26 protein-coding genes are annotated in these 21,872 nt (G+C 67.8%); 7 read left to right on the top strand and 19 right to left on the bottom strand.

The genetic code is table 11. From position 1 onward, the window contains the following. Positions 1-106 precede the first annotated feature (106 nt). Entirely contained in the window at positions 107-1,783 is a 1,677-nt protein-coding gene (locus FHS44_RS05660; RefSeq protein WP_184712778.1) for a PspC domain-containing protein, read from the top strand. Beyond that, positions 1,773-1,976, top strand: coding sequence for a hypothetical protein (locus FHS44_RS05655; RefSeq protein WP_184712777.1), 204 nt, complete (start codon positions 1,773-1,775; stop codon positions 1,974-1,976). Before FHS44_RS05660 ends, FHS44_RS05655 begins: the two co-directional genes overlap by 11 nt. A gap of 170 nt (positions 1,977-2,146) precedes the next feature. Here the strand turns inward: FHS44_RS05655 and FHS44_RS05650 are convergent, their stop codons facing one another. Further along, positions 2,147-2,635, bottom strand: coding sequence for an NUDIX hydrolase (locus FHS44_RS05650; protein WP_184712776.1), 489 nt, complete (start codon positions 2,633-2,635; stop codon positions 2,147-2,149). A gap of 190 nt (positions 2,636-2,825) precedes the next feature. Here FHS44_RS05650 and cyaB point away from each other — a divergent pair, with 190 nt between their 5' ends. Further along, positions 2,826-3,371, top strand: coding sequence for a class IV adenylate cyclase (cyaB, locus tag FHS44_RS05645; protein ID WP_184712775.1), 546 nt, complete (start codon positions 2,826-2,828; stop codon positions 3,369-3,371). Here the strand turns inward: cyaB and FHS44_RS05640 are convergent. The 7 genes from FHS44_RS05640 to FHS44_RS05610 form a co-directional block, all read right to left on the bottom strand. After that, entirely contained in the window at positions 3,368-4,165 is a 798-nt protein-coding gene (locus FHS44_RS05640) for an endonuclease/exonuclease/phosphatase family protein (protein WP_184712774.1), read from the bottom strand. The genes cyaB and FHS44_RS05640 overlap by 4 nt on opposite strands. Positions 4,166-4,185: 20 nt before the next feature. Continuing rightward, entirely contained in the window at positions 4,186-4,788 is a 603-nt protein-coding gene (tmk, locus tag FHS44_RS05635; RefSeq protein WP_184712773.1) for a dTMP kinase, read from the bottom strand. Then, complete coding sequence (locus FHS44_RS05630; protein WP_221460342.1) at positions 4,785-5,804, bottom strand: radical SAM protein; 1,020 nt, start codon at positions 5,802-5,804, stop codon at positions 4,785-4,787. Before FHS44_RS05630 ends, tmk begins: the two co-directional genes overlap by 4 nt. Before the next feature lie 265 nt (positions 5,805-6,069). Beyond that, positions 6,070-6,303: a BldC family transcriptional regulator gene (locus tag FHS44_RS05625; RefSeq protein WP_184712771.1), complete on the bottom strand. Its 234-nt coding sequence runs from the start codon at positions 6,301-6,303 to the stop codon at positions 6,070-6,072. A 14-nt stretch (positions 6,304-6,317) separates the two neighbouring features. Continuing rightward, positions 6,318-6,563, bottom strand: coding sequence for a hypothetical protein (locus FHS44_RS05620; protein ID WP_184712770.1), 246 nt, complete (start codon positions 6,561-6,563; stop codon positions 6,318-6,320). A gap of 276 nt (positions 6,564-6,839) precedes the next feature. Next, the gene (locus FHS44_RS05615; protein ID WP_184712769.1) at positions 6,840-7,172 is read right to left on the bottom strand and encodes a hypothetical protein; all 333 of its coding nucleotides are present in this window, start codon (positions 7,170-7,172) and stop codon (positions 6,840-6,842) included. Beyond that, positions 7,169-7,384, bottom strand: a complete 216-nt coding sequence (locus tag FHS44_RS05610) for a hypothetical protein (RefSeq protein ID WP_184712768.1) — start codon at positions 7,382-7,384, stop codon at positions 7,169-7,171. The genes FHS44_RS05615 and FHS44_RS05610 overlap by 4 nt, the downstream gene beginning before the upstream one ends. Before the next feature lie 172 nt (positions 7,385-7,556). Between FHS44_RS05610 and FHS44_RS05605 the strand changes: the two genes are divergently transcribed. Beyond that, positions 7,557-8,843, top strand: a complete 1,287-nt coding sequence (locus tag FHS44_RS05605; protein ID WP_184712767.1) for a helix-turn-helix domain-containing protein — start codon at positions 7,557-7,559, stop codon at positions 8,841-8,843. A gap of 84 nt (positions 8,844-8,927) precedes the next feature. On the opposite strand, the gene FHS44_RS05600 is transcribed toward FHS44_RS05605, so the two are convergent. The 11 genes from FHS44_RS05600 to tgmC form a co-directional block, all read right to left on the bottom strand. Beyond that, positions 8,928-10,103, bottom strand: coding sequence for a protein-L-isoaspartate O-methyltransferase family protein (locus tag FHS44_RS05600; protein WP_184712766.1), 1,176 nt, complete (start codon positions 10,101-10,103; stop codon positions 8,928-8,930). A 114-nt stretch (positions 10,104-10,217) separates the two neighbouring features. Further along, on the bottom strand, positions 10,218-10,361 hold the full coding sequence (locus FHS44_RS05595; RefSeq protein ID WP_184712765.1) for a hypothetical protein: 144 nt from the start codon (positions 10,359-10,361) through the stop codon (positions 10,218-10,220). Between the two features lie 340 nt (positions 10,362-10,701). Next, positions 10,702-11,100 (bottom strand): lantibiotic dehydratase, encoded by a 399-nt coding sequence (locus tag FHS44_RS40710; RefSeq protein ID WP_184712764.1) that lies wholly within the window; start codon positions 11,098-11,100, stop codon positions 10,702-10,704. Next, complete coding sequence (fxlM, locus tag FHS44_RS05585) at positions 10,998-12,206, bottom strand: methyltransferase, FxLD system (RefSeq protein WP_184712763.1); 1,209 nt, start codon at positions 12,204-12,206, stop codon at positions 10,998-11,000. The genes FHS44_RS40710 and fxlM overlap by 103 nt, the downstream gene beginning before the upstream one ends. 1 nt (position 12,207) lies before the next feature. Further along, positions 12,208-12,645: a hypothetical protein gene (locus FHS44_RS05580; RefSeq protein WP_184712762.1), complete on the bottom strand. Its 438-nt coding sequence runs from the start codon at positions 12,643-12,645 to the stop codon at positions 12,208-12,210. Between the two features lie 318 nt (positions 12,646-12,963). Then, entirely contained in the window at positions 12,964-13,455 is a 492-nt protein-coding gene (locus FHS44_RS05575; protein ID WP_184712761.1) for a hypothetical protein, read from the bottom strand. Between the two features lie 33 nt (positions 13,456-13,488). Continuing rightward, entirely contained in the window at positions 13,489-14,346 is an 858-nt protein-coding gene (locus FHS44_RS05570) for a helix-turn-helix domain-containing protein (protein WP_184712760.1), read from the bottom strand. Between the two features lie 13 nt (positions 14,347-14,359). Next, positions 14,360-14,878: a DUF6879 family protein gene (locus tag FHS44_RS05565; protein ID WP_184712759.1), complete on the bottom strand. Its 519-nt coding sequence runs from the start codon at positions 14,876-14,878 to the stop codon at positions 14,360-14,362. Beyond that, entirely contained in the window at positions 14,847-15,122 is a 276-nt protein-coding gene (locus tag FHS44_RS05560) for a hypothetical protein (RefSeq protein ID WP_184712758.1), read from the bottom strand. Before FHS44_RS05560 ends, FHS44_RS05565 begins: the two co-directional genes overlap by 32 nt. A gap of 377 nt (positions 15,123-15,499) precedes the next feature. Beyond that, positions 15,500-16,345 carry an alpha/beta hydrolase gene (locus FHS44_RS05555; RefSeq protein WP_184712757.1) on the bottom strand — a complete coding sequence of 282 codons (846 nt, stop codon included), beginning with the start codon at positions 16,343-16,345 and terminating at the stop codon, positions 15,500-15,502. A 328-nt stretch (positions 16,346-16,673) separates the two neighbouring features. After that, positions 16,674-17,798 (bottom strand): ATP-grasp peptide maturase system methyltransferase, encoded by a 1,125-nt coding sequence (gene tgmC / locus FHS44_RS05550; RefSeq protein WP_184712756.1) that lies wholly within the window; start codon positions 17,796-17,798, stop codon positions 16,674-16,676. Between the two features lie 201 nt (positions 17,799-17,999). Between tgmC and FHS44_RS05545 the strand changes: the two genes are divergently transcribed. From FHS44_RS05545 to FHS44_RS05535, 3 genes are read left to right on the top strand one after another with little or no spacing between them, the layout of a single operon-like run. Next, positions 18,000-18,476, top strand: a complete 477-nt coding sequence (locus FHS44_RS05545) for a (2Fe-2S)-binding protein (RefSeq protein ID WP_184712755.1) — start codon at positions 18,000-18,002, stop codon at positions 18,474-18,476. Then, entirely contained in the window at positions 18,469-20,976 is a 2,508-nt protein-coding gene (locus FHS44_RS05540; protein WP_184712754.1) for a xanthine dehydrogenase family protein molybdopterin-binding subunit, read from the top strand. Before FHS44_RS05545 ends, FHS44_RS05540 begins: the two co-directional genes overlap by 8 nt. After that, positions 20,973-21,845 carry an FAD binding domain-containing protein gene (locus tag FHS44_RS05535; RefSeq protein ID WP_184712753.1) on the top strand — a complete coding sequence of 291 codons (873 nt, stop codon included), beginning with the start codon at positions 20,973-20,975 and terminating at the stop codon, positions 21,843-21,845. Before FHS44_RS05540 ends, FHS44_RS05535 begins: the two co-directional genes overlap by 4 nt. Positions 21,846-21,872: the final 27 nt, after the last annotated feature.

The raw sequence follows: 21,872 nt of genomic DNA, 5'->3' as shown, positions 1-21,872 counted from the left end.
CATCCGGCGTTCCCCTGACGGGACCCTGAGGAGAGCCTTCGTGGTCGGGGACGACTCAGGGGTCTCCCGGATGCGACCATCCCCCCGACCAGGCCACGATGGAGACATGAACGACACCGGGAACGCCCAGGAGCAGGCGAGCCCCCCGCCCGACTCGCCACCTCCCCCTCCCCAGCAGCCCAGAGCACTCGGGCGCGCGGAGGAGGGCCGGATGCTCACCGGCGTCTGCGCGGGACTCGGCCGCTACACCGGGGTCGATCCGGTGCTGTTCCGGGTGGGCTTCGCCGTACTGGTGCTGGGGTCGGGAATCGGCGTCATGCTCTACATCGCGGCGTTCCTGCTCATGCGGGAGACCAACGGCGGCCCCGGCTACATGGAGCAGTGGACCAGGCGCGACTTCGACGGAGAGACCGTCCTCGCCCTGCTGACCGGCGTCTTCGCCATCGGCCTGATCATCAACCTGTCCTCCGACGGCATCGGCACCGGCACCGTCGTGGTCGGCACGCTGTTCGCCATCGCGCTGCTCACCGCCCACTCGCGCGGCGTCGACCTGCTCGCCGTCGCCCGTTCCCTGCCGGAACGGCTCCGCGTGCGCCGCACCTTCCGCCCCCCGCCCCCTCCTCCCTTCCCGCCGTTTCCCCCCGGGGCACCGTACGACCCGGCCCGCGAACCGTACGACCCCACCGGCGGCCCGTACGGCCAGCCGCGGGAGACCGTGCCCCACGCCTCCGAGGCGCAGCCGCACCACTCTTACCAGGAGCGCCCGGCCGCCCCTGAGGCCTCTGCGGCCCCTGCGGCACCCCCGGCGCCCGAAGCGCCCGCCCCGGCCCAGCCGTACACGCACTCCGTGCCGGACGAGACGCCCTCGGCGGCCCAGCCGTACGCACAGGGCCCTATGCGGGACGAGACGCGCATACAGGAGCCGACCATCCCCGTCCGGGACGAGACGACCGTCGGTGCGTCTTCCACCCCGTATGACCCCTCCCAGACCGCCCAGGCGGCCTCCCGCCCGCCGTACACCGCGACGCGGATGCCCTTCGACTCCTCGGGGGAGCCGTTCTCCCCCTACGGCCCCTACCGCCCGCTGGACCCCAGCAGGCGGCAGCAGCCCTACTCCCCCTACGACCTGCCCGGATCCAGCCTGCCGCCGCAGAAGACGGCAAGGCCCAGGCGTCCGAGAACGTTCGTCGGGCTCATCACCGTGTTCCTGGCCTTGATCGTCGGAGGAATCATCGTGGCGGTCCAGTCCCCGTCCGGATCCGTGAACATGACCGCCGTCGGTGGCGCGATGCTCATCACCATCGGCGCCGGTCTGCTGGTCGCCGCCTGGTACGGCAGGGGCACGGCCCTGGTCGCGATGGGCACCATCATCGCGCTCGCCCTCGTGGCCGGATCGACGCTCACCGGCATGCCGAGGAAGTTCGGCACCTACCACTGGGAGCCGACCAGCCTGGCCGACGCGTCCAGAACCTACGCGGTGGGGATCGGCGAGGGCACCCTCGACCTGAGCGAACTGCCCCTGACCCCCGGATCACGGACCGTCTTCGACGCCTCCATCTCCGTGGGCCAGCTGGAGGTGATCCTCCCCCCGACGGCCAGGGCCGAGATCGACGCGTACACCAAGATCGGAGACGTCAAGATCGACCACCTGGTCGAGGGCGGCGCCGACGTCCACCACAAGAAGATCCTGGAGCCCGAGGTCCAGCCCAAGGGCGACGCGCCGACCATCGTGCTGAACATCAAGGCGGGCATCGGAGACGTGGAGGTACGGCGTGCGGCCTGACAACGAGCCCGCGGTGCGCCGCCGGGTGCACCGAACGGACTGGATGGCCCTCCTCACCGGCCTCCTGTTCATCGTCACCGGCATCCTCTTCATCGCCATCCCAGCCCTGGAACCTTTGGTAATGCTCCCCGTGATCCTCGGCGGCCTCGGCCTGGCGGGTCTGGCGGCCATCCTGGCTCGGGCGCTGCGTTAATTGCGCCGCCTTCGGCGGCGCGGGCTTGGGCGCCCGAAGTCGGTGACTTCCCTCGTCGCTCCTCCGCTGCGCTCCGTCACTCCTCAGTCCAGCTCACCGACGCGCCCAAGCCGGACACTCCTCACGCACGGCACCGGTACCCCAAACCCTTCATCCACGCGACGACGCGTTCAGGCCGGATTCTCTTGTGGCGTGAGCTTGGCACCGGGGCGGAAGTCGGGCCAGCCGTGCACGCCGATGCCGGTGCCAGTTCGGTAGAAGCCGACTCCGGCGACGGTGTACGGCACGGTGTTGTCCGGCAGGAGGTCAACGGGCACCCACTCGACCTTGGCGCACTTGTCCGGTTCGGCGTTGACCACCTCGCCGTCCCAAGTATCTGCGACGAAGAAGAACCCGACCCTTGGCCGACCTTCGGGAGACAGGTGGTGGACCACGGTGGCGGGCCGCAGATAGCCGGGGTCGATGGTGACGCCGACCTCCTCGCGGGCCTCGCGGACCGCGCAGTCGATGACGGTCTCTCCTGGGTCAAGGTGACCGGAGGGCAGACAGTACAGCCCGTCGGCGTACCCGGTTCCCCTCCTAAGGGTCAGCAGGATGTTGCCGTCGCGTTCGAGAATCACATGAACATCCACGGTGACCTGCTGGCGCTGCGTCGTCATGGAAGCAAAACCCTTTCCAGAGGCGGGTATGACGCCCGCGACGATATTCCGAGGATGTGGCCGCTGAAGGCCATGGAGACTGACGAGCTATGCCGGGGGATTCAGCTCTCGCATCAGCCCGAATCTCACATCAGGTCGCCTACGCTCTCGGTAGGCTCCCCGCGTCCCAGCAGAGACCAGGGAGGCAGATGTGGCGCAGGAGATCGAGGTCAAGTACCGGGTGCGTGACCTCGCGGCCCTGGAAGAGGCGTTGGCCCGGCGCGGAGCGGTCCTTTCGTCTCCCGCGCGGCAGGACGACCAGGCGTACGCAGAGGACGGCTGGACCTACGAACAGAGCAAGATCGGCGTGACGTTCGCCCGGCTTCGCACCCAGCAGGGACGGCACCTGTTCACGATCAAACGGCCGCTGGACAACGCGATGGCCTGCCTTGAGCACGAGACCGAGATCACCGACCGCGAGCAGATGCACCACGCCATCGTCGCGATGGGCTTCCACCCCACCGTCCGCATCGTGAAGACCCGCAGGACCGCGACCCTCGACAGAGTGGCGATCTGCGTGGACGAGGTCGAGCACGCGGGCGTGTTCGTCGAGTTCGAACGCACCGTGAGCGCCCAGGAGCCCGGCACCGCCGTGCAGGACGAGCTGGACGCCTTCGCCCGATCGCTCGGCGTCGAACTGGAACGCACGAGGGACACCTACGATTCGCTGGTGCGCGCTGCGCTGGCACCGGCTTAGAACAGCGCGATCTCGTCCGGCTCGGCGAGATCTTCGTACGGCAGGCGGACGGCGTCGAGAGCCAAGTTCAGCCGTACCGCGGCGTGGTCGGTCAGGCCCAGTTCGCGGGTCTCGTGCAGGTAGGCGCAGCCGCCGATGCGGTCGGTCAGGGCCGCGCCCACGTGGAAGTAGTCGTAGCAGTAACCCGCACCCGTGCGGCCGATCCAACTGTAGGGCTGCGTCCCAGGTGAGCAGTGCTCGTAGGCGTTGACGAATCCCTGGGCGCGCAGCGTGCCCAGCAGGCCGAACTCGAACGGCAGGAACCCTGGATGGAGGGGGGAGTGGTCTGCGGCGATCACGTTGTAGTCGCCGCCGATCACCAGGTGGCCGCGCTGCTCGGCAGGCAGCTCGTGCAGCGCCTTGAGCAGGGAGGCGATGAACAGCTCCTTGCGGGTGGTCTTGTCGGCGCTGCGGTCCCGGCTTGGTACGTAGACGCTGAGCCACCGCGTTCGCGGGGTCGTGTCGAGGACCGCAGCGGCGACCCGGCCGGGGATGCTCACCTCAGACAGCAGGAAGGGGTCTTCGGCCAGGGGAATCCGGCTGACCAGCGCCGCCCCTCGCTCGCCCTCGTCGGGCGTCTTGACGACGGCGTAGCCAGCGCGGCGAAACCGGTCCAGCAGGTAGGCGGTGCCGGTGCCCGCGCTGGTCTCGGTCAGCAGGAACACGTCCTCGGGACGGGAGGTGAGCCAGCGCAGCAGCAGCTCGGCGCGCTCCCGGGATGCGGCCCCGATGTTGACGGTCAGCGCTGTGACCATCCGGCTCACCTCATTTCGTCTCATGGTTCGAGCTGCTCCAGGTGCTGGAGGAGCTGCGTCACCACGCCGTCCGGGTCCAGATCACGGCAGTCGATGCGAGCCTGACGCCAGCCGCGGGCAGCCAGGAAGGCGAACGCGTCGTCGTACAGGTCGAGCTCTCGCCGAGGCGAGCCGACACGCTCCAGGCGTGACCGCCTGGAGCGCTGTTCCAGCCGCTGCCGTAGCACTTCGGGGGTGTGGTGCAGGTAGAAGGATAGGGACGCGGGGGGCACGTGGGCATTGTGTTGCCAGATCTCTCTCAGCGGCAGGCCGTCGAGGCGCTGAAGCACCAGGGAGGACTGCACGTAGCGGTCGCTGATCACGACCTTCCGGGCTGCGAGCGCGGGGAGGATCTCCGCCTCCAGATGGGCGTATCGGTCGGCGGCCACCGCCAGGGCCAAGGCCCGGCCGGTCAATGAGCCCTCGCTGGTGCGGATCAGCCGTCCCAGGGGCGTGTCGGACGGCTCGGTGGTCACGTGAACGGCCCGGCCGTTCGCGCGGAGCCTGTCGGCCAGGCGTGCGACGGCGGTGGTCTTACCGACGCCATTCGGTCCTTCCACCGCGACAAACAGGCCGCCGCTCATGATCGGCGGGTGATCTGCAACAGGGGGCCGTCGGAGGCGGGGCACTGCTCGGTGTCCACCTCGCCGATCCGCTGCCCACGGGAGATGAGCGCGGCTGGGCATCCCTTGCCGCAGGCGCTGTTCATCGAGCAGGAGCCGCACGTGGGGTTGGCGCCCATGGAGAGGGTGCCGGTCAGGTCGTAGCCGTCCAGGGCTTGGGCGACCTCCTCGTGCAGGATGTTGCCGACCAGGAAGTCAGTGTCGGGGTAGGGCGACTGCGGGGTGCGGGCGGCGAACACCAGGTACGGGCACACCGCGGTCTGGCCGTCGGCGAAGACGTAGATGAGCTTTCCGGCGTCACACCCGGATAACGGCTTGCCGTCGTCGTTGGGAAAACGGATGTGGACGACGTCGATGCCCTCCTGGCGGAACCGCTCGGTGACGTCGGCGATGGCGCGCATCTTGCCGGTGTCGGCGGCCAGGCGGCCCTGGCTCTTCACGCCGCGGCCGAACGACGACAGCGGGTTCATCAGCACGTACTCGGCGCCGACCTCGACGGCGAAGGCGCACAGTGCGCCGAACTCCTCCACGTCGGTGAGCGCGTTGGGCGTGGACAGCAGCCCTTGCAGCAGGCCAGCCTCGGCGAAGGCACGGGTGGTGGCCAAGGTGGTCTCGAACGACGCGGTGTTGCCACGGAACTTGCCGTGGGACTCCGGCCGGAACCCGTCGAAGCTGACGTTGATGTGCACATTGCCGAGGTCGGCCAGGGCGGTGATCTGCTCGGGGCTGGTCTGGGTGGCGTTGGTGCAGATCCCCACGGGGAGGCCGAGGTCGGCGACGGCGCGGCAGATGTCCATGATGTGCGGGTGGACGAACGGCTCGCCGCCGGTCAGGGTCAGGCGCTGGACCCGGGCGCGGCGCAGCCGAGGGAAGACGGTCTCGACGAGGTCCTCCAGGCGCATGTGCTCACCCCAGTTGCCCGAGGAGACGAAGCAGTGTGCGCAGTGCAGGTTGCAGCGTTCGGTGATCTGTACCAATGCCTTGCGTTCGTCTCCTCCGACCGAGGTTCGGAAATAGCAAGAGCTGGCGTGGGTGTCGATGATGAGGCGCTTCACGGATCTCCCTTTGACGGATCTTGTAGCTGAACAAGTACTCAAAGTGATCGCTAAGGGTGAAGGTCGTCGCTCACCGCTACTCAGGTCGTGATCGGTGGCAGAAGCGTTCGAGAATCACCCTCGCCGTGCCTGTTTTCAGAATGGGCAGTCGTGCAAGGCCAAGCCAGACAGTCAGGGGCCGTTGTCTCTATCCATCAGTTCCTACCGATCCGTCACGCAACAGTGCACGGACCTCGGATTCCAGATAGCGGCGTTGTCTGCTGGGAGTGCGGATGGACGGGACCTTTCCGGTCAACGCCCAGCGGTTGACGGTCTTGGGGTCCACTCCGAAGATCCGAGCGACCTCGCCGGGCGTGAGAAGGCGGTCGGTGGTGCCGGTTTCGGTGCTGAAGGTGCCGTCGGGGCTGATGATGCTGGTCATAGAGGGTCCTGGCGTCAGTGGCAGATGATGTGGGTGATCTCGTCCTGGCGGCCCAGGGCCTGGGCCAGGCGGTGGACGCTGGTGCGGGCGACGATGTCGCGGGCTCCGGCGGCGTGCTGGGCCGGGGTGACCGGCTGGTAGCGATAAGCCCACCACCGGGGCAGGCCCGGCACCTCACGCGGTTCGTATCTCCAGCCGCGATGGATGGTGCCCAGCAGTTCGATCAGCCGCTGCTCACGCTCAGGATCGTGGTCGGTCATGCGTCATCCCTGGGAAGAAGGAACGGGCTCTGGCAGGAGCGGACTCTGTGGTGACGGGCTCCAGCAGGAGCGGGTTCTGAAGGGGGCAGGTGGGGCGGTGCCCGGCCGGGTCTCGCCGACCGGGCACCGCCAGGGTGGGCGGCTCCCCTTCCCCGAACGTGCCGTTCGGGAGCCGCCACGGGGGTGTGCGGTCCAGGCCCCTTCCGCCTGGACCGCACGTTCATGAGGTACGGCGGGCAAGGAGGTGGGATGGGGTCCCCCGCCCGCCGTACCGGCTCATCGGGTCCCCTCCCGGTGTAGGACCGGGGCCGGGCGGGGCCGGGCCTGCTCGGGGAGGCTTTGCCAGGTGAGGGCGGTCTCCGCCTGGTGCATCTGGTCCTGGAGGCCTTCGGCGCTGGCGTCGGAGATGATCAGCGGTTGGGGGGTGGGCCAGGTGGCGATGGCGTAGAAGCGGCGCTGGCTCAGGCTGTAGAACACGCTCCACCCCGGGGTGGAACGATCCAGCGTCTCGGCGTCGGAGCGGGCCGGGCCGTCCCACAGGCGCCGGTAGACCGTCGTGGGTGGTTGCCCGTCACGGTGGCGTCCACCGCGCCGGGTCCGCCCGATCATGGCTGTGCTCCTCGGGCGATCTGCTCCTGGCGTTCGATGACGGCCTGGAGTTCGTCGAAGGTGTCGGCGTCCACGTCCGGTACGGCCCCGGCCCGTCGCGCCCTGGCGGGGAAAAGGGTTTTGCGGAAGGCCCAGAAACGGTTCTGGTCGCTGTGAATCAGCCGCCAGCCCGGGATGGTGAGCGCGGGCGCAATGGCTTTACCATCGTGCACGGATCGCACCTCCTTTGCGGTCAAGGGACCCCGTACGGCACTGCTCGCCTGCGGGGTTCCGCTTTACACAGACCTTGCTGGTGCCATAGTTGAGGCGCCCGGTACGCGAGACAAGATCCACCGTCTTTCAAACGAAACGTGTAAGCCATGTAGCAAACACAGGCGAGGACCAATGGGCACAGAATCCCAGGAGTGGCACGAATTCGGCAGAGCATTACGAAAATGGCGAAATGGGCATCAGGTAACTCAGCGACAGCTTGGTGAGCTGATCGGCTGGGCCGACTCGATGGTGAGTCGCTGGGAGTCCGGCATCCTCACCCCCTCAGCCGAGGCGATCGAAACACTCGATGCCACGCTCAATGCCGAAGGGAAACTGATTTCCCTCGGACTGCACGCCGCCGTGGCCGATAGCAATCGGCTCCGGAAGGGTACCGTCGAGGCAAAAGCCTCAACGCGGGATGAGGATGAGGACATGGACCGCAGACGACTCATGCGTGATGCCGCCGCCGTCGCTGTCGGTGGGGCGGTGGCGCCCGTCCTGGCCACCCTGACCGACGCCTGGCAGAGCTACGGGCCGCGCATCTCCGGGGCGAGCGTCTCGCAGGAAATGATCGACGACTGGGAGGAGGCGGCCGAGGCCCACTGGGAACGGGGCTACTACGACTCGCCCGCCGTCCTCCTCGCGGCTCTCGCCGTGGACTACGCCAACCTCGCACCCCACCTCAACCGCGCCCAGCCGGAGGCTGTCGAGCGGAACCTCTCCCACGCCGCCGCACGCTTCAGCGCTCTGATCGCCGCAGCGTGGTATGACCTGGACAACCATCGGGAAGCATCGCGGTGGTGGAAGCGAACCCGCACGCTGGCCGATGTCTCCCGGGACAGCACGCAGTCGTCCCTGGTACGGAGTTGGGAAGCGTCACGTCGGCGCCATGACAGCAACGACGTGCTGCCTCTGCTTCAGGAAGCCCGGCGTCTGGCCGGGGATCAGCCGAGTGTGACGTTGTTCTCCGCGCTGCGCGTGGAAGTTCAGGCCCTCGCGACGCAGGGCCGTACCGAAGAGGCGATCACTGCCCTCAACCGGGCCGAGAACGTGCTGGAGGCCCTTCCCGCGCAGACTCCGGGCATCCGGCCCGACTGGTACAGCCGCAGCCTGGTCTACACCCTCGCGGGCGACGACAGGAAGGCCGAGGAGGCACGGGAGGCCGCCGGGAAGATCTACGACGCCACCCACATCATGTCCACCGTGCTCGAACTGCACCGTGCGGCGACACAGGCGCGAACCGATCCGGAGCAAGGCGTGCGACACGCTCTGAGCACCCTCAACGGCATTCCCACCGAACGACGTGACCGTCAAACCATTTCGAGCGCCCGGCTGGTCCTGACCACACTTCCAGAGAAGGCAGGCGCTCTGCCCGCCGTACGGGAACTCCGCGCGCTGACAACCGGCAGGTCAGCCTGAGAGACGAACGACGACGCCCCGCCGAGATCGGCGGGGCGTCTGTGGTTCTGCGGGGTCCCGCAGACGATCAGATCAGGACAAGGGTCAAGTTATGACCTTGTTCAGCCCGCTTGGATGGTCGAGCCACAGGTGGACACCGTCAGGATCGACCGTGACGCCGAAACGGTCGTGGCCGGGGCTGCCGAGTGAGACCCATCGGAGATAGGCGGACTCCAACTCGTCCCAAAGGCGTCGCGGGCCGTACTGCGTCACCCGGAAGACGTCGGCCCCCGGCTCATGGTCGCAGGCCGCCCAGGACCCCGTGGCGTCGTGGTCGTCCAGCTCGTACATCAGCAGCGAGTAACCGTCGTCATCGCTCGTGTCGTGCCAGCCGACGCGCGGGGCCAGCGCCGCGAACACCAGCTCCGCGCCCAGGCCCGCCTCCCCGAAGGTTCGCGGGTTGATCCTGGTCGTGGAGTGATCTGCCTCCTCGTGGCTGTGGCTGGCCCAGCGGGCGTTGTACCGCTGTGAGCGCAGCATCATGTAGCTGGCCCGGCCGTGAACCCTTCCAACCGCCGTGACATCATCCAGCACGCTCAGCCGGAGCCGATGGCCGAGCCGTCCGCCGAGCTGCCACGGCATGACGATGACGCCGCCCGGCCTGGTCTGCTCGATCCAGGCCATCGGGATGTCGGCCACGCCCGCCGTGACGTGGACGCGGTCGAACGGTGCCCGCTCAGGACAACCCTTGGCGCCGTCGCCGACGACCAGGTGAGGGGTGAATCCGGCATTCCTGAGATTGGCCGCCGCCTGGGCCGCCACCGCCTCGTCCACCTCGACGGAGGTGACACCGTCGTCGCCGACCGCCCACGACAGCAGGGCCGCCGTCCAGCCGGATCCGGTCCCAACGTCCAGAACACGGTCCCCTGGCCGGGGATCCAGCAGCTCCAGGAACGGAAACACCACACCGGGCGCCGAGACACTGGAGGAGAAGAGCCCTTTCCCACTGGTCGCATCACCCGCGCCGTCGTCGCTCTGGAGAATGACGACGGTGTCGGAGTAAACCGCGTCCAGATAGGCCCCGGGGTCCTCCTCCAGGGCGAACCGTCCGCGTGGCGCGCCGTCGTGGTCCGGCCCGAACCAGGCAGTCGAAGGAGTGAACAGGTGCCGTGGCACCTCGCGCAGGGCCCGCTCCCACCGAGGGTCGGCGAGCACTCCCCGCGCCCGCAGGTGGTTGGCCAGTTTCTCGGCCCGGTCGGCCGCAGGCGTCACCTCGACCATGCCGGTCCTTTCCGTAGAACGTCGGCCATCGCCGTGTGCACGGGCAGGCCCGTCTTGAGGTTGAGCCAGCCCCATTCTCCGGACTGGTTCGTTTCTAGGAAGTACCAGTGGCCGTCAGAACCGTTCCCGGTCACCTGCCCGCCAGTTGGCGAACAGATCAGCGTCTATGCCGTAGTTGTCACGCATCTCGATATGAAGCGCCTCCCGGCCGACGCCGCTGACCAGGTCAGCCCGCTCCTTCGGGGAGATCAACTCCATAGTGCTCCCTTACGTGCTTTCGGACGAACGCGTTCCGACGCGCTCGGAGAGCTCCCCGAGCACCTCATCTTCCCCAAGGCCGATGAGCTGCGCCCTCACATTGGGACCATGCTTTTTTGCCTGTACAAGCCAGGACCCCCGGGTGGCGGCCGTAGCGGTCGGCGATGTTGGCGACCAGGCGGGTGGGGATGTCGATTCGGGCGTCGGCGGCGGTGTCGACGGCCAAGGGCCGGCCTACCCTGCAGATCGTGTCGGCCAGGTCCCGGGCCGGGCCCAGCGCCTTGCACCGCTCGGGACTCCCCGGACGCAGGGTGTCGGCCGCAGCGAGCACGTTGCGGAGCTAGACCAGCAGGTAGTGCTGCGAATGCGTCTCGGGCAGCACGGACAGCAGGTGCCCGACTGGGTCGTTCCCGGCGTCGGCTGGCAGCAGGTTAGTGAGCAGGAAGCCGCGGCGGGCCAGGTCGGCGACCGTGTCGAACACCATGGCCTGTGGGGCGTGCGGCCATCGGGCCAGGACGGCTTCCACGACGGTCCCGGCCCGGGCGGGGTCGGCGCGCTGGGCCATGATCGTGAACATCGCGTTCTTTCCTCTCGTTGGATGAATGGTGCTGTTCCGGCGGTCGGCCGGTGTGCTCGTCAGATCGGCTCGCGGCCGACGATGATCTGGTTGTAGCGGCGCATCACATGCACCATGCCGTCCGGAACCTGTTCTGCGTCGTGCGGGTGGACCTCGATCCACAGCTGGTCGCCGGTGCCGTTCATCTCTTCGTTCCAGGCCGCGACGCGCTCGGCCAGGCGGTCGACCAGGTTGTCTCGGCCAGGGCCGTAGGCGCACACGCCGATCTCGTACGGCGGCGCATCACCTGATGTGGTCGAGCGCATGGTCAGGTAGGCCAGAGTGTCGCCGTCGACGACACCCATGGCGCCCCAGGGATACATCGGGCGGACCAGCCCGGCCGCGACGCCGCCGCCCATGACGATCACGCGGGCGAAGCCGGGCAGCGCGGCCAGCCAGAAGTCCAGGTTCGCGAAGTCGCCGGAGACCGCCCCGGTCCAGCGCTCGGTGGTCGGGCCGTCCAGCACGCCCTCCAGCAGCGCGGCGTCCAGAGGCTGCCCGCCATCAGTGCGCACCACCACGCCGGTCTGCCCGCGCAGCGACAGATTGTGCTCGTCGGTCTGGCCCGGCCCGCGCATCGGCATGAACCCGCACTCATCGGCGTCCAAACTGCGCCAGAACCCACCGGGCCGCTCGAACGTCGCCGCCCGGGTCAGGCCGTTGATCCGCAGCGGCACCACCAGCCGCCCGCCCGGGGCCATCTGCTCGGCCCAGGCCGGGGGCAGGTCGGATGCGCCTGCGGTGACGATGATCCGGTCGTACGGGCCGTTCTCCGGAACACCGAGCTCGCCGTCGCCGTGCACCACCGTGACGTCGCCGAGGCCGGCGGCGGCCAGGTGCTGCCGGGCCTCGACGACGGCGGGCTCCAGGATGTCGATGGTGGTCACCGACCCCTCTGGCCCGACCAGGTGGCGCAGCAGCCCGGCGTTGAATCCGGTTCCGGCTCCGATCTCCAGGACCCGGTGCCCGGGGTGGACGTCCAACTGCTTGAGCATCCCGGCCATGGTCGTCAGCCCCGTGGAGGAGGACAGTGCGACGCCACGCTCGTCCCGGTGCGTGATGACCGTGTCCAGGCTGTACGCCTCCGCAAGCGGAACCCCGGGCACGAACAGATGCCGCGGGACCGCCCTGACGGCGGCCAAGATCTGGTCGGTGACCAGGCTTGGGTAGCCGGCCAGCTCTTCGGCCATCTGCTTGCGAAGGCCGTCCGCGCTGGTTTCTGTGATCATGTCAACTCCCATGGCAGGAAACATACATATCGTCAGATATCGAACTCGCTGAGTAACCGATCGCGGCCCTCTGCGTCAGGCTTAAGCGGCATTCCAGAAGTCCTACTTGCAACCGGCCGGGAGCCAGGAGCTGGCCCACGGGGCGGCGGTGGCCGTCTACCGCCAGGGCGCGTAGACGTGGCGCGCAGTAGCCGATCATGTCGAGGCCATCGCGTCCGGACAGACACCACAACACCTCTTCGTATTTGAAGATGATGTTGGTACGGCGTGCGGCCAGCGCCGGAGTACGGCGGCACGGATCGGCAAGAGTAAATACGTTCAACATCTCATGTGAACGGCTACCACGAGATGAGGTCATGTACTGAGGGACAGCGGTCACCAAATCCAGCACCGCACAATAGGCATCATGGAATGTCCCGCACACCGCAAGCCGTAGCATCAGCACTCCTTCCTTCCAACCAGTTCCGTGATGATCTGGTTTAGAACGGCTACCTGGCGCGAAACACGCATCGGCTGGAGATGCTGCAGGCACATATTAATCAGATCCACATGCTCGGAAGTGCCCGCGATACCGTGCAGCTACTCGATGCGTTCGATGACCTCGTAAGAGCAGGGCCCACCACCGCACACGGATCACACCCCTTCCACAATCAGGGGACCCCTATTCACTCCTACAGCCCGTACGGATCCGCTTCACATGGATCTTGCCGCCACCATCGTCGAAGGAAGGGTCATACAAAACAAGACCAATGGTGTTTCAGGCGAAGCCTGCAAACCATGCAACAAGCCAAAACGGGATAATGGGCACGGAGTGCCATGACGGACACAAATTCCACAGCATGCTACGAAAAATAGCGAAAAGCGAGGTTCCAGCGTAGACACCGATCGGGCCAAGCAGGTGGTCAGGGAGCGGGTGTGGGCACTTCTGGAGCGGGAGCGAGTTGCACCTCCCGGTGTCCATGGCCGTATCCCGGCGTTCTTTGGGGCCGAGGCCGCCGCTGGCCGGGGTGTCGGCTGCCGACAGGATGTGGTGGGAAGGGGACATGGGGAAGACGTCTCCGGCCCGGAAGATCAGCCCTCTCGACTCTCCGTCCGGGGAGTGCGTGATGAGGTCGAGGATGTCCTGCTCGTTCTTTGTCAGCACTTTTGATCCTCTCTCCGCTTTTCCAGTGTTCTTCGAGAGTTTGGACAACAACCTCACCTGACGCTGCCCCGCGCCGGGGGCATTCGCTGTCTGTGCGGAAGCCATGCGTTGACGGTAGGAATTCCGTCAGAGTCGCAGCTAGGAGTTTTCCCGAGATTGCAGCAGCCTCCGTGCGGCTTCTATCTCCGCTCGTGCGGCCCTGCCGTAGACGGCCTGGGACTGCAACAGCTTGAATATCCGCAGATAGGTCTCTATCTCGCTGGGACGCCTGGTGCGGTAACCCCCGGTCCAGTGTTCGCTGCGGACCAGCGAATCGTCATAGACGTAGAATCCTTCGCCCGGCCAGATGGTTCGGAGCCGGCCGAGCGGAATGATGCCCAGCGCCACGTTCGCGAAGCCCGCCGCACGCTCGATGTAGTCGAGCTGGTCCAGCATCACGGCGACGCCGCCACGCTGGGCGTAGAGCGCCCCGGCCTCGATGACCATCGAGAACACGCATCTGCCGGACTCAAGGACACGCAGGCGGTTCAGCCGCCCCTCGACGGCTTGGTCCATGTCGGTGGTCAGGCCGTGGAACCGGGACACGTCTTCGATGACGGCCCGCGTGTAGCCCGGCCTCTGCAGGAAGCCGGGAACGGTCTGGGGTTCGTAGGCGCGGATCAGCTTGGTCTGCTCATAGAGCGGTTTGATCCGCTCACTCTGCTGCTTGAGCCCGGCACGCATCGCCTGCCGGTGCTCCTCCCACATCTCGTCGATCTGCCGATGGGCGGCTATCAGCTCGACGATCTGGTCTTCCGCGTCGCACGCGCGGCACCAAACCCGTATGTCGTCTTCCGTGGGATTCTGCCGTCCCAGCTCGATCCGGGAAATCTTGGAGTCGCGCATTCCGGATCGCGCTGAGAGCTGGCGACCGTTGAGCTTGGCGTCCAGGCGCAGACCGCGAAGCCTCTGCCCGAACGCCTCGCGGGCGGCTTGTACCTGTTCTCGTTCGGACACGGCTGGAACGCTGTCAGGCGGGCCGGTAGTCGCGGTGCGGGATAGCCAGGTCCCACAGGACCGAGAAGGCGTCAGCGCAGTGCTTCACGATGGCGAGGTCCCGGTAGAGCTGGATCTCGGCACGCCTGTCCGTTCCGTCGAAGACGTTGAACACGACCGTTTCGCCGTCGAGCAACCAGAAGTCGTTCCCGGGCAGGCTCAACGTCGAGGTCAGTCGTCTCGGCACCCAGCGCAGGTCCTCCCCGGCCTCGGCCTTGAGGCCGTTGGTCGCCTCGAAACACCACCGCTGGTAGGCCGAAAGAGGCTCCGACACCACGCACACGCGACGGTACGTCTTCCCCTCCGCGACCCCGGCCCTCACCCGGTCGCACCACGGCTTGAGAACGCGGGGAACCTCCTCCCGGTCACCGGCCCGCCAGTTGGCGAAAAGATCAGCGTCTATGCCGTAGTTGTCGCGCATCTCGACGTGGAGTGCCTCCCGGCCGATGCCGTTGACCAGGTCAGCCCGTTCCTTCGGGGAGATCAACTCCATAGTGCTCCTTCACGTACTTTCGGACGAACGCGTTCACGGTGCGTTCGGAGAGCTCTCCGAACGTCTCATCTTCCCCGAGGCCGATGAGCTGCGCCCTCACATTGGGACCATGCTTTTTTGCCTGTACAAGCCAAGACCCCCAATTCGTCCGATAGAACGTCTCGCACTCGTTGTCCTGATTGGAGTTGGGGTCTTTGCAGTAGAAGGTTAGAGAGAGACCGTCCTCATCATCGTGGGACCGCACGAGATTTCGCCCTCCTGCCCTACGCCGTGAACCCAAGAGTCATGTGACGAGGAGGCGCGGTCAAGGTCCCGCCGCTTACGGTCCGGCTTGGGCTCTGAGCGCATTGGAACAGGTCAGCATGGCCTTACCTGTTCTTCGATTTTGAGGGGAATGCTCGCCCTCATGCCGCTGTGTTGATCGTGCAACGAGCAACCGCACCCGGCGCCGTTGGTCGGTGAGCTCACGGAAGCCGAGCACCGCGAGAATCCCCCAGCACGAGAAGGGCTCTCAGGAAATCTGAACGTTCGTCAGGCCGGTAGGTCCCAGTTTGGGCCGGTACGGCTAGCTGAGCTGCAAGGCTGGTCAGCCGGTGGGCCAGGAGATCGTGACAAGACTTCCTAGCTGATCGTCCTGTCGCGTAGGTGGCCGTCCCTCAGCCATTCGGCGACCGTCCGGATCACCGCGGCCTGCCATGCCTGGCTTTGAGGGTTGTGATACTGCGGGTCGTCATGGACGGCGAAGGTGTGCTGTGCACCTTCGACCTCGACCAGGTCGCACGGGGCGGTGAACCGGGGTACAGCCGTTCGGGAGGTCTCGATCGGCACGAGGGTGTCCCTGGTGCCGTGCACGATCAGGGTCGGGGCCTTGATGGAGCCAAGGACGGTGTGTGGCTGCAGCCAGAAGACCTCGTTGAGGAGTGGACGGCCGTGGCGCAGCGTGGGGGTGAAGGTGATGAATCCCTGTTCGGTGAGCTGACGGGCGACATCTTCGTCCAGATAGTCGTCGTGCCAGTAAGGACGGTTGTCGATGGTGCGCTTCTTGTAGTCGAGCTGGGGATTGAGCATTACCAGCCGGGACACCTCGTCAGGCCGATGGGCGGCGTAGTAGCCGCAGATGCCGCCGCCGAAGCTCGTACCGAGCAGGCTGAGTCTCGTGGCCTTGATCGTCTCGCGGAGTTGTCCCAGCGCGGCGCGGATGTCGTTGAGGATGGTCGAAAGGGTCAGCTCTTCTTGTCTTCCTTCGCTCTCGCCATGGCCGCGCAGGTCGAAACGGAGAGATGCCAGGCCGTGGTCGCCCAGTCCGTGGGCCATCCGGGTGAAGAAGCCGCTTTCGTGACGCGTCACCCCACCGCCGTGGACCAGGACGGCGGCGTGCTCGGGTGGTTCGCTTGGTGTGACGAGAGTTCCAGCAAGGTGAAGGCCGTCGAGCGTGCGGAAGGTGATCTCTTGCTCGGTTGAAGTCACCTACAGGAGCATACGGACGGCATTGGTCGCGTGAAATGAGCAGTGCCGTGGGCCGCGCGGGAAAGGCACACCAGATCTCCGCCTGACGTTCGATGACGGCCTGGAATTCGGCGGCTCGCATCGTGCTGAAAGCCGCCCCGGAGGAAGCGTATGGCCTGCCCGCCGTACGGGAACTCCGCGCGCTGACAACCGGCAGGTCAGCCTGAGAGACGAACGACGACGCCCCGCCGGTCGCTGATCGGCGGGGCGTGCGTTTGCGGTCATCGCGCGGATGGTCCGCAGAGCCGCAAAAATCCTTCAGCCCGGGAAGGGCTCTCGTGAAGGTTCGTCAGGCCGGTAGGTCCCAGGTTGGGCCGGTGGGGTCGCCTAGCCATACGTGCTGGCGTTCGCGGGTGGCGGTGAGGCCGAAGGCGGACTGGTGGGGGGATCCGTGTTCCTGCCACAGCAGGACAGCCTCCTCAACGGCGTCCCACAGGCGGGACGGGCCGTGCTGGTGGACGATCCACCCGCCGCCCGGAGCGGGGCCGACGTCGGCACGGGAGCCGGTGGAGACGTCCAGCAGGATCGTCGTCTGGTCGGCCGAGGAGCGCTGGGCGGCCGGTACGGCCAGCTGGGCGACGAACAGGGCGGCCTCGTCGTCCAGGACCGCCGGGTCGATCCTGCTCTCCCGGGCCCGCCCGATGCCGGTCGCGATGGGCGGGCGGGGCGGCGGCAGGTGGGTGCGGGCACGCATGAAGTACCAGCCCTGCTTCAGGAACCGTCCGCTGGCCGTACCGGCGTCATCCAGGGTGAGGTGGGCGGAGGCGACCCCGTCCAGCCAGCCCCACATGGGAGTGGTGATGGTCCCTCCGGGGCGCGTCTGCTCCAGCCAGGCCGCAGGGATGGTCCGGACCGAGCAGGTGCAGATCAGCCGGTCGTATCCGGTGCCGTTGGCGTGACCGTGCAGGCCGTCCCCCACAACGAGGGTGGGCGCATGTCCCGCGTGGGCGATGGCCGTCCTGGCACGTTCGGCAACGGCGGGGTCGTACTCGATCGAGGTCACCGCGTCCTCACCGAGGCGTCGGCACATCAACGCCGTCGAGTAGCCGGTCCCCGTGCCGACTTCCAGAACCGTGTCGCCCTCGCCGATCTCGGCGGCCTCCAGCATCCGCACGACCAGGCTCGGCAGCGTGGACGACGAACTGGGGGCTCCGGTCACCGGCCCCTTCGCCTCCTCGGCCAGTGTCCCGTCCACCTGGGTCACCCATGTCGTGTCGGCGTAGACCAGGCTCAGCCAGTCGTCCTCGTCGATCTCGGCACGGCGAACCGGGGTCCACAGATCACCCCGGGACTGGTCGGCCTGGTAGACGGCGTCCCCCACGAACAGCTCACGCGGTGTCGCCTCCAACGCCTCCCGCCAGCGGGAGGACCCGACGGCCTCGGCCAGCGCACGACGGAACCTCACGACCACCATCCCTTCAGCCTGGGCACGGAGGAACACCGTCTCAGGGAACTCGTGTCCTGGGAGGAACTTCCGCCACAGAACCCCCAGGACATGTGCTCTGAGCTGCGGATTTGTCTGCTTGAAAGAGGAAGGGAGCGGGCAGGACATGGGAGGTACGGGTACGTTTCACCGGCTCCGCCTTCCGAGCCGCCAGGTGCACCGGGAGGACCGATGCCTCGGATCACCGTCACCGTTGACGAGATCACCTACGAGGAGGAGGTCGAACCGCGCCTTCTGCTCGTTCATCTGCTCAGGGACCGGCTCGGCAGGACCGGGACCCCGATCGGGTGCGACACCGGTAACTGCGGCGCCTGCACCGTCATGCTCGACGGCGTCAGCGTCAAGAGTTGCTCCGTGCTGGCCGTACAGGCCGACGGGAGTGAGGTCGTCACGGTCGAGGGGCTGTCCAGCGGTCAGGAGTGGCACCCCATGCAGCGGGCCTTCCACGCTGAGCACGCGTTGCAGTGCGGCTACTGCACCCCCGGAATGATCATGGCCGCGATCGACCTGGTCAGGAACGATCCCGACCCTTCGGAGGAGGCGGTACGGCGGGGCCTTGAGGGCAATCTGTGCCGCTGCACCGGATACACCAACATCGTCAGGGCAGTACGGCGCGGCGCCCAGGAGATGGCGGGACGCCATGACTGAGCAACTCGACGCGGGCCTGGTCGCCGAGCGAATCGCCGAGAGCGACCAACTGAGCGCCCCCTCCGGGGACCGGGAGATCGGCAGGGCCCGCAGGCGCAAGGAGGACGCCAGGCTGGTCACCGGCAGGACCACCTGGACCGACAACATCCAGCTCCCCGGCATGCTGTACGTGACGTTCCTGCGCAGCCCGATGGCGCACGCCAGGATCACCCGGGTCGACACCTCGGCCGCGCGGGCCCGGCCCGGCGTGGTGGCCGCGCTCAGCGGCCGGGACCTCGCCGACGAGCAGGGCAGCCTGCCGTGCGCGTGGCCGGTCACCGAGGACATCGTCATCCCCGACCACCCGCCGATGGCGGTCGAGGAGGTCCGCTACGTCGGCGAGGCGGTCGCCTGCGTGGTGGCGACCGACCGGTACGCGGCGGCCGACGCCCTTGAGGAGATCGAGGTCGACTACGAGCCGCTGGAGGCGGTCGTGGACATGACCGAGGCGCTCACCGAGGGCTCCCCGAAGGTCCACGAGACCGGCAACAGGGCTTTCACCTGGCGTTTCGCCCAGGGGGACGTCGGTGCGGCCTTCCGTGACGCGCCGATTGTCGTCGAGCGCGACTACGTCCAGCAGCGGCTCATCCCGACCGCGATGGAGCCGAGGGCCGTGGTGGCGACCACCGACGGCGACTCCTTCACGCTCTACTCGGCGACCCAGATCCCGCACGTGCTGCGGGTGATGCTCGCCATGACGACCGGCATCCCCGAGCACAGGTTGCGGGTGGTCGCCCCCGACGTGGGCGGTGGTTTCGGGTCGAAGCTCCAGGTGACGGCCGAGGAGGTCCTCGCGCTGCTGCTGACCCGCAGGATCGGCAGGCCGGTGAAGTGGACGGAGTCGCGCTCGGAGGGGAACCTGACCGTGCACCACGGCCGTGACCAGCTCCAGCGGATCCGGCTCGCCGCGGAACGGGACGGGCGGCTGCGGGCCGTACAGGTCGAGCTGCTGGCCGACATGGGTGCCTATCTGATGCTGGTCACGCCGGGGGTGCCGCTGCTCGGGGCGTTCATGTACAACGGCATCTACAAGATGGACGCCTACGACTTCACCTGCACGGGCGTCTTCACGACCAAGATGCCGACCGACGCCTACCGGGGCGCGGGGCGGCCGGAGGCCACCTTCGCCATCGAGCGGGCGATGGACGAGCTGGCGCACGAACTCGGCCTGGATCCCGTGGAGGTACGGCGCCGCAACTGGATCGCCCATGAGGAGTTCCCCTACACCACGGTCTGCGGGCTGACCTACGACTCCGGCAACTACGAGGCCGCGACGGACAGGGCGCTCGATCTGTTCGGCTACGACACGCTCAGGGAGGAACAGGCGCGGCGGCGGGCCGAGGGTGACCCGATCCAGCTCGGCATCGGCGTCTCGACCTTCACCGAGATGTGCGGGCTGGCGCCCTCGCGGGTGCTGGGCTCGCTCAGCTACGGCGCGGGCGGCTGGGAGCACGCCTCGGTCAGGGTGCTGCCGACCGGCAAGGTCGAGGTGGTCACCGGGACGAGCCCGCACGGCCAGGGGCACGAGACGGCCTGGAGCCAGATCGCCTCCGACGCGCTCGGCGTGCCGTTCGAGGACGTCTCGGTACTGCACGGCGACACGGCGATCTCGCACAAGGGCATGGACACCTACGGCTCCCGCTCGCTGGTCGTCGGGGGCATCGCCGTACTGTCCGCCTGCGAGAAGGTCAAGGACAGGGCGCGGGAGCTGGCCGCGCACATGCTCGAAGCCTCGGCGGAGGACGTCGAGTTCGCCGACGGTTCCTTCCGGGTGCGCGGGACGTCGCAGGGACGGACCATCCAGGAGGTCGCGCTGGCCGCCTTCGCCGCGCACGACCTGCCGGACGGCGTCGAACCCGGCCTGGACGCGGAGACGACCTTCGACCCGGACAACTTCTCCTTCCCGCACGGCACCCACCTGTGCGCGGTGGAGGTGGACACCGAGACGGGCGGGACCACGATCAGGTCGTACGTCGCCGTCGACGACGTGGGGGCCGTGGTGAATCCGCTGATCGTCGAGGGCCAGGTGCACGGCGGCATCGCGCAGGGCATCGGGCAGGCGCTGTTCGAGGAGGCAATCTACGACGCCGAGGGCAACCTGCTCACCACGACGATGGCCGACTATCTGGTCCCGACGGCGCTCGACCTGCCGGAGTTCGTCACCGACAGGACGGAGACGCCCGCGACCAGCAACCCGCTGGGGGTCAAGGGCGTCGGGGAGGCGGGCACGATCGCCTCGACCCCGGCGGTGGTCAACGCGGTTGTGGACGCCCTGCGACCGTACGGCGTGCGGGACGTGCGGATGCCGTGCACCCCGGAACGCGTCTGGCGGGCCATCAATTCAGGGACTTCCGGAGCTTCCGGGGTTTCGGAGGCTTCGGAGGGTTCCCACGGCTCCGGCGCTCCACAAAGCTCTCAAGGCTCCCGCGCTTCGGAGGGTTTCGAGGGGGGTGGCCGATGATTCCGGCGCCGTTTGAGTATGTAAGGGCCGGGTCTCTCGACGAGGCGTGCCGGGTGCTCGCCGAGGCCGAGGAAGCTGGCGAGGACGTCAAGGTGCTCGCGGGTGGGCAGTCGTTGCTGCCGTTGCTTCGCCTGCGGCTGGCCTATCTTTCGGCGCTGGTGGACGTCGGGCGGCTGGCCGAGTTGCGCGGGGTCGAGGACCGGGGTGACCACGTGTTCGTCGGCGCGCTCACCACGCATGACGAGGTGCTGCGCTCCGAGGTCGTCAGGGAACTGGTCCCGCTGCTCGCGCTGGCCACGGCCACGGTCGCCGATCCGGCGGTACGGCATCGCGGCACGTTCGGCGGTTCCCTGGCCCACGCCGACCCGGCAGGAGACCTGCCCGCCGTCGCCTTGGCGCTCGACTGCGTGTTCGTCGTCAGGTCGGACGAGGGTGAGCGGGAGATCCCGGCCTCGGACTTCTTCGTGGACTATCTGGAGTCCGCGCTCGAACCCGGCGAGGTGCTCGTCGGGGTTCGGGTGCCCAAGCTCGGCCCCGGCTGGGGCTTCCACTACGAGAAGTTCCACCGGACCGCGCAGTCCTGGGCGACCGTGGGGGTGGCGGCGGCCGTACGGCTCGGCGAAGGGGTGGTCGAGGAGGCGCGGATCGCGCTGACCAACATGGGGCCGACACCGGTGCGGGCGCGGGCTGTCGAGACCGCGTTGCGCGGCGTTCCCCTCGGTTCCTCGGACGGGGAGCGGCTCAGGCAGGTGTGTGATCTGGCGGACGAGGGCGCCTCTCCGCCCGCCGATCTGCACGGGGATCCCGCCTACCGGCGGCACCTGGCCCGGGTGCTGACCCGCAGGGCGGTCGTCACCGCGGGCGCCTGAACCGCCGAACGGTCCTTCCGGGGCCCG

Source organism: Streptosporangium saharense (assembly GCF_014203715.1).
In the GTDB taxonomy this organism is placed as follows: Bacteria; Actinomycetota; Actinomycetes; order Streptosporangiales; family Streptosporangiaceae; genus Streptosporangium; species Streptosporangium saharense.
Note: the sequence above shows the minus strand (reverse complement) of the source record. Positions and strands in the feature narration are given on the sequence as shown.

Bases quoted from the DNA above. Each gene is read 5' to 3' on its own strand.
- FHS44_RS05660 (WP_184712778.1), top strand. From the start codon at position 107: ATGAACGACACCGGGAACGCCCAGGAGCAGGCGAGCCCCCCGCCCGAC.
- FHS44_RS05650 (WP_184712776.1), bottom strand. From the start codon at position 2,635: ATGACGACGCAGCGCCAGCAGGTCACCGTGGATGTTCATGTGATTCTC.
- FHS44_RS05640 (WP_184712774.1), bottom strand. From the start codon at position 4,165: ATGGTCACAGCGCTGACCGTCAACATCGGGGCCGCATCCCGGGAGCGC.
- tmk (WP_184712773.1), bottom strand. From the start codon at position 4,788: ATGAGCGGCGGCCTGTTTGTCGCGGTGGAAGGACCGAATGGCGTCGGT.
- FHS44_RS05625 (WP_184712771.1), bottom strand. From the start codon at position 6,303: ATGACCAGCATCATCAGCCCCGACGGCACCTTCAGCACCGAAACCGGC.
- FHS44_RS05620 (WP_184712770.1), bottom strand. From the start codon at position 6,563: ATGACCGACCACGATCCTGAGCGTGAGCAGCGGCTGATCGAACTGCTG.
- FHS44_RS05615 (WP_184712769.1), bottom strand. From the start codon at position 7,172: ATGATCGGGCGGACCCGGCGCGGTGGACGCCACCGTGACGGGCAACCA.
- FHS44_RS05605 (WP_184712767.1), top strand. From the start codon at position 7,557: ATGGGCACAGAATCCCAGGAGTGGCACGAATTCGGCAGAGCATTACGA.
- FHS44_RS05600 (WP_184712766.1), bottom strand. From the start codon at position 10,103: ATGGTCGAGGTGACGCCTGCGGCCGACCGGGCCGAGAAACTGGCCAAC.
- FHS44_RS05595 (WP_184712765.1), bottom strand. From the start codon at position 10,361: ATGGAGTTGATCTCCCCGAAGGAGCGGGCTGACCTGGTCAGCGGCGTC.
- fxlM (WP_184712763.1), bottom strand. From the start codon at position 12,206: ATGATCACAGAAACCAGCGCGGACGGCCTTCGCAAGCAGATGGCCGAA.
- FHS44_RS05580 (WP_184712762.1), bottom strand. From the start codon at position 12,645: ATGCTACGGCTTGCGGTGTGCGGGACATTCCATGATGCCTATTGTGCG.
- FHS44_RS05575 (WP_184712761.1), bottom strand. From the start codon at position 13,455: ATGGCTTCCGCACAGACAGCGAATGCCCCCGGCGCGGGGCAGCGTCAG.
- FHS44_RS05565 (WP_184712759.1), bottom strand. From the start codon at position 14,878: ATGGAGTTGATCTCCCCGAAGGAACGGGCTGACCTGGTCAACGGCATC.
- tgmC (WP_184712756.1), bottom strand. From the start codon at position 17,798: ATGGTGGTCGTGAGGTTCCGTCGTGCGCTGGCCGAGGCCGTCGGGTCC.
- FHS44_RS05545 (WP_184712755.1), top strand. From the start codon at position 18,000: ATGCCTCGGATCACCGTCACCGTTGACGAGATCACCTACGAGGAGGAG.
- FHS44_RS05540 (WP_184712754.1), top strand. From the start codon at position 18,469: ATGACTGAGCAACTCGACGCGGGCCTGGTCGCCGAGCGAATCGCCGAG.
- FHS44_RS05535 (WP_184712753.1), top strand. From the start codon at position 20,973: ATGATTCCGGCGCCGTTTGAGTATGTAAGGGCCGGGTCTCTCGACGAG.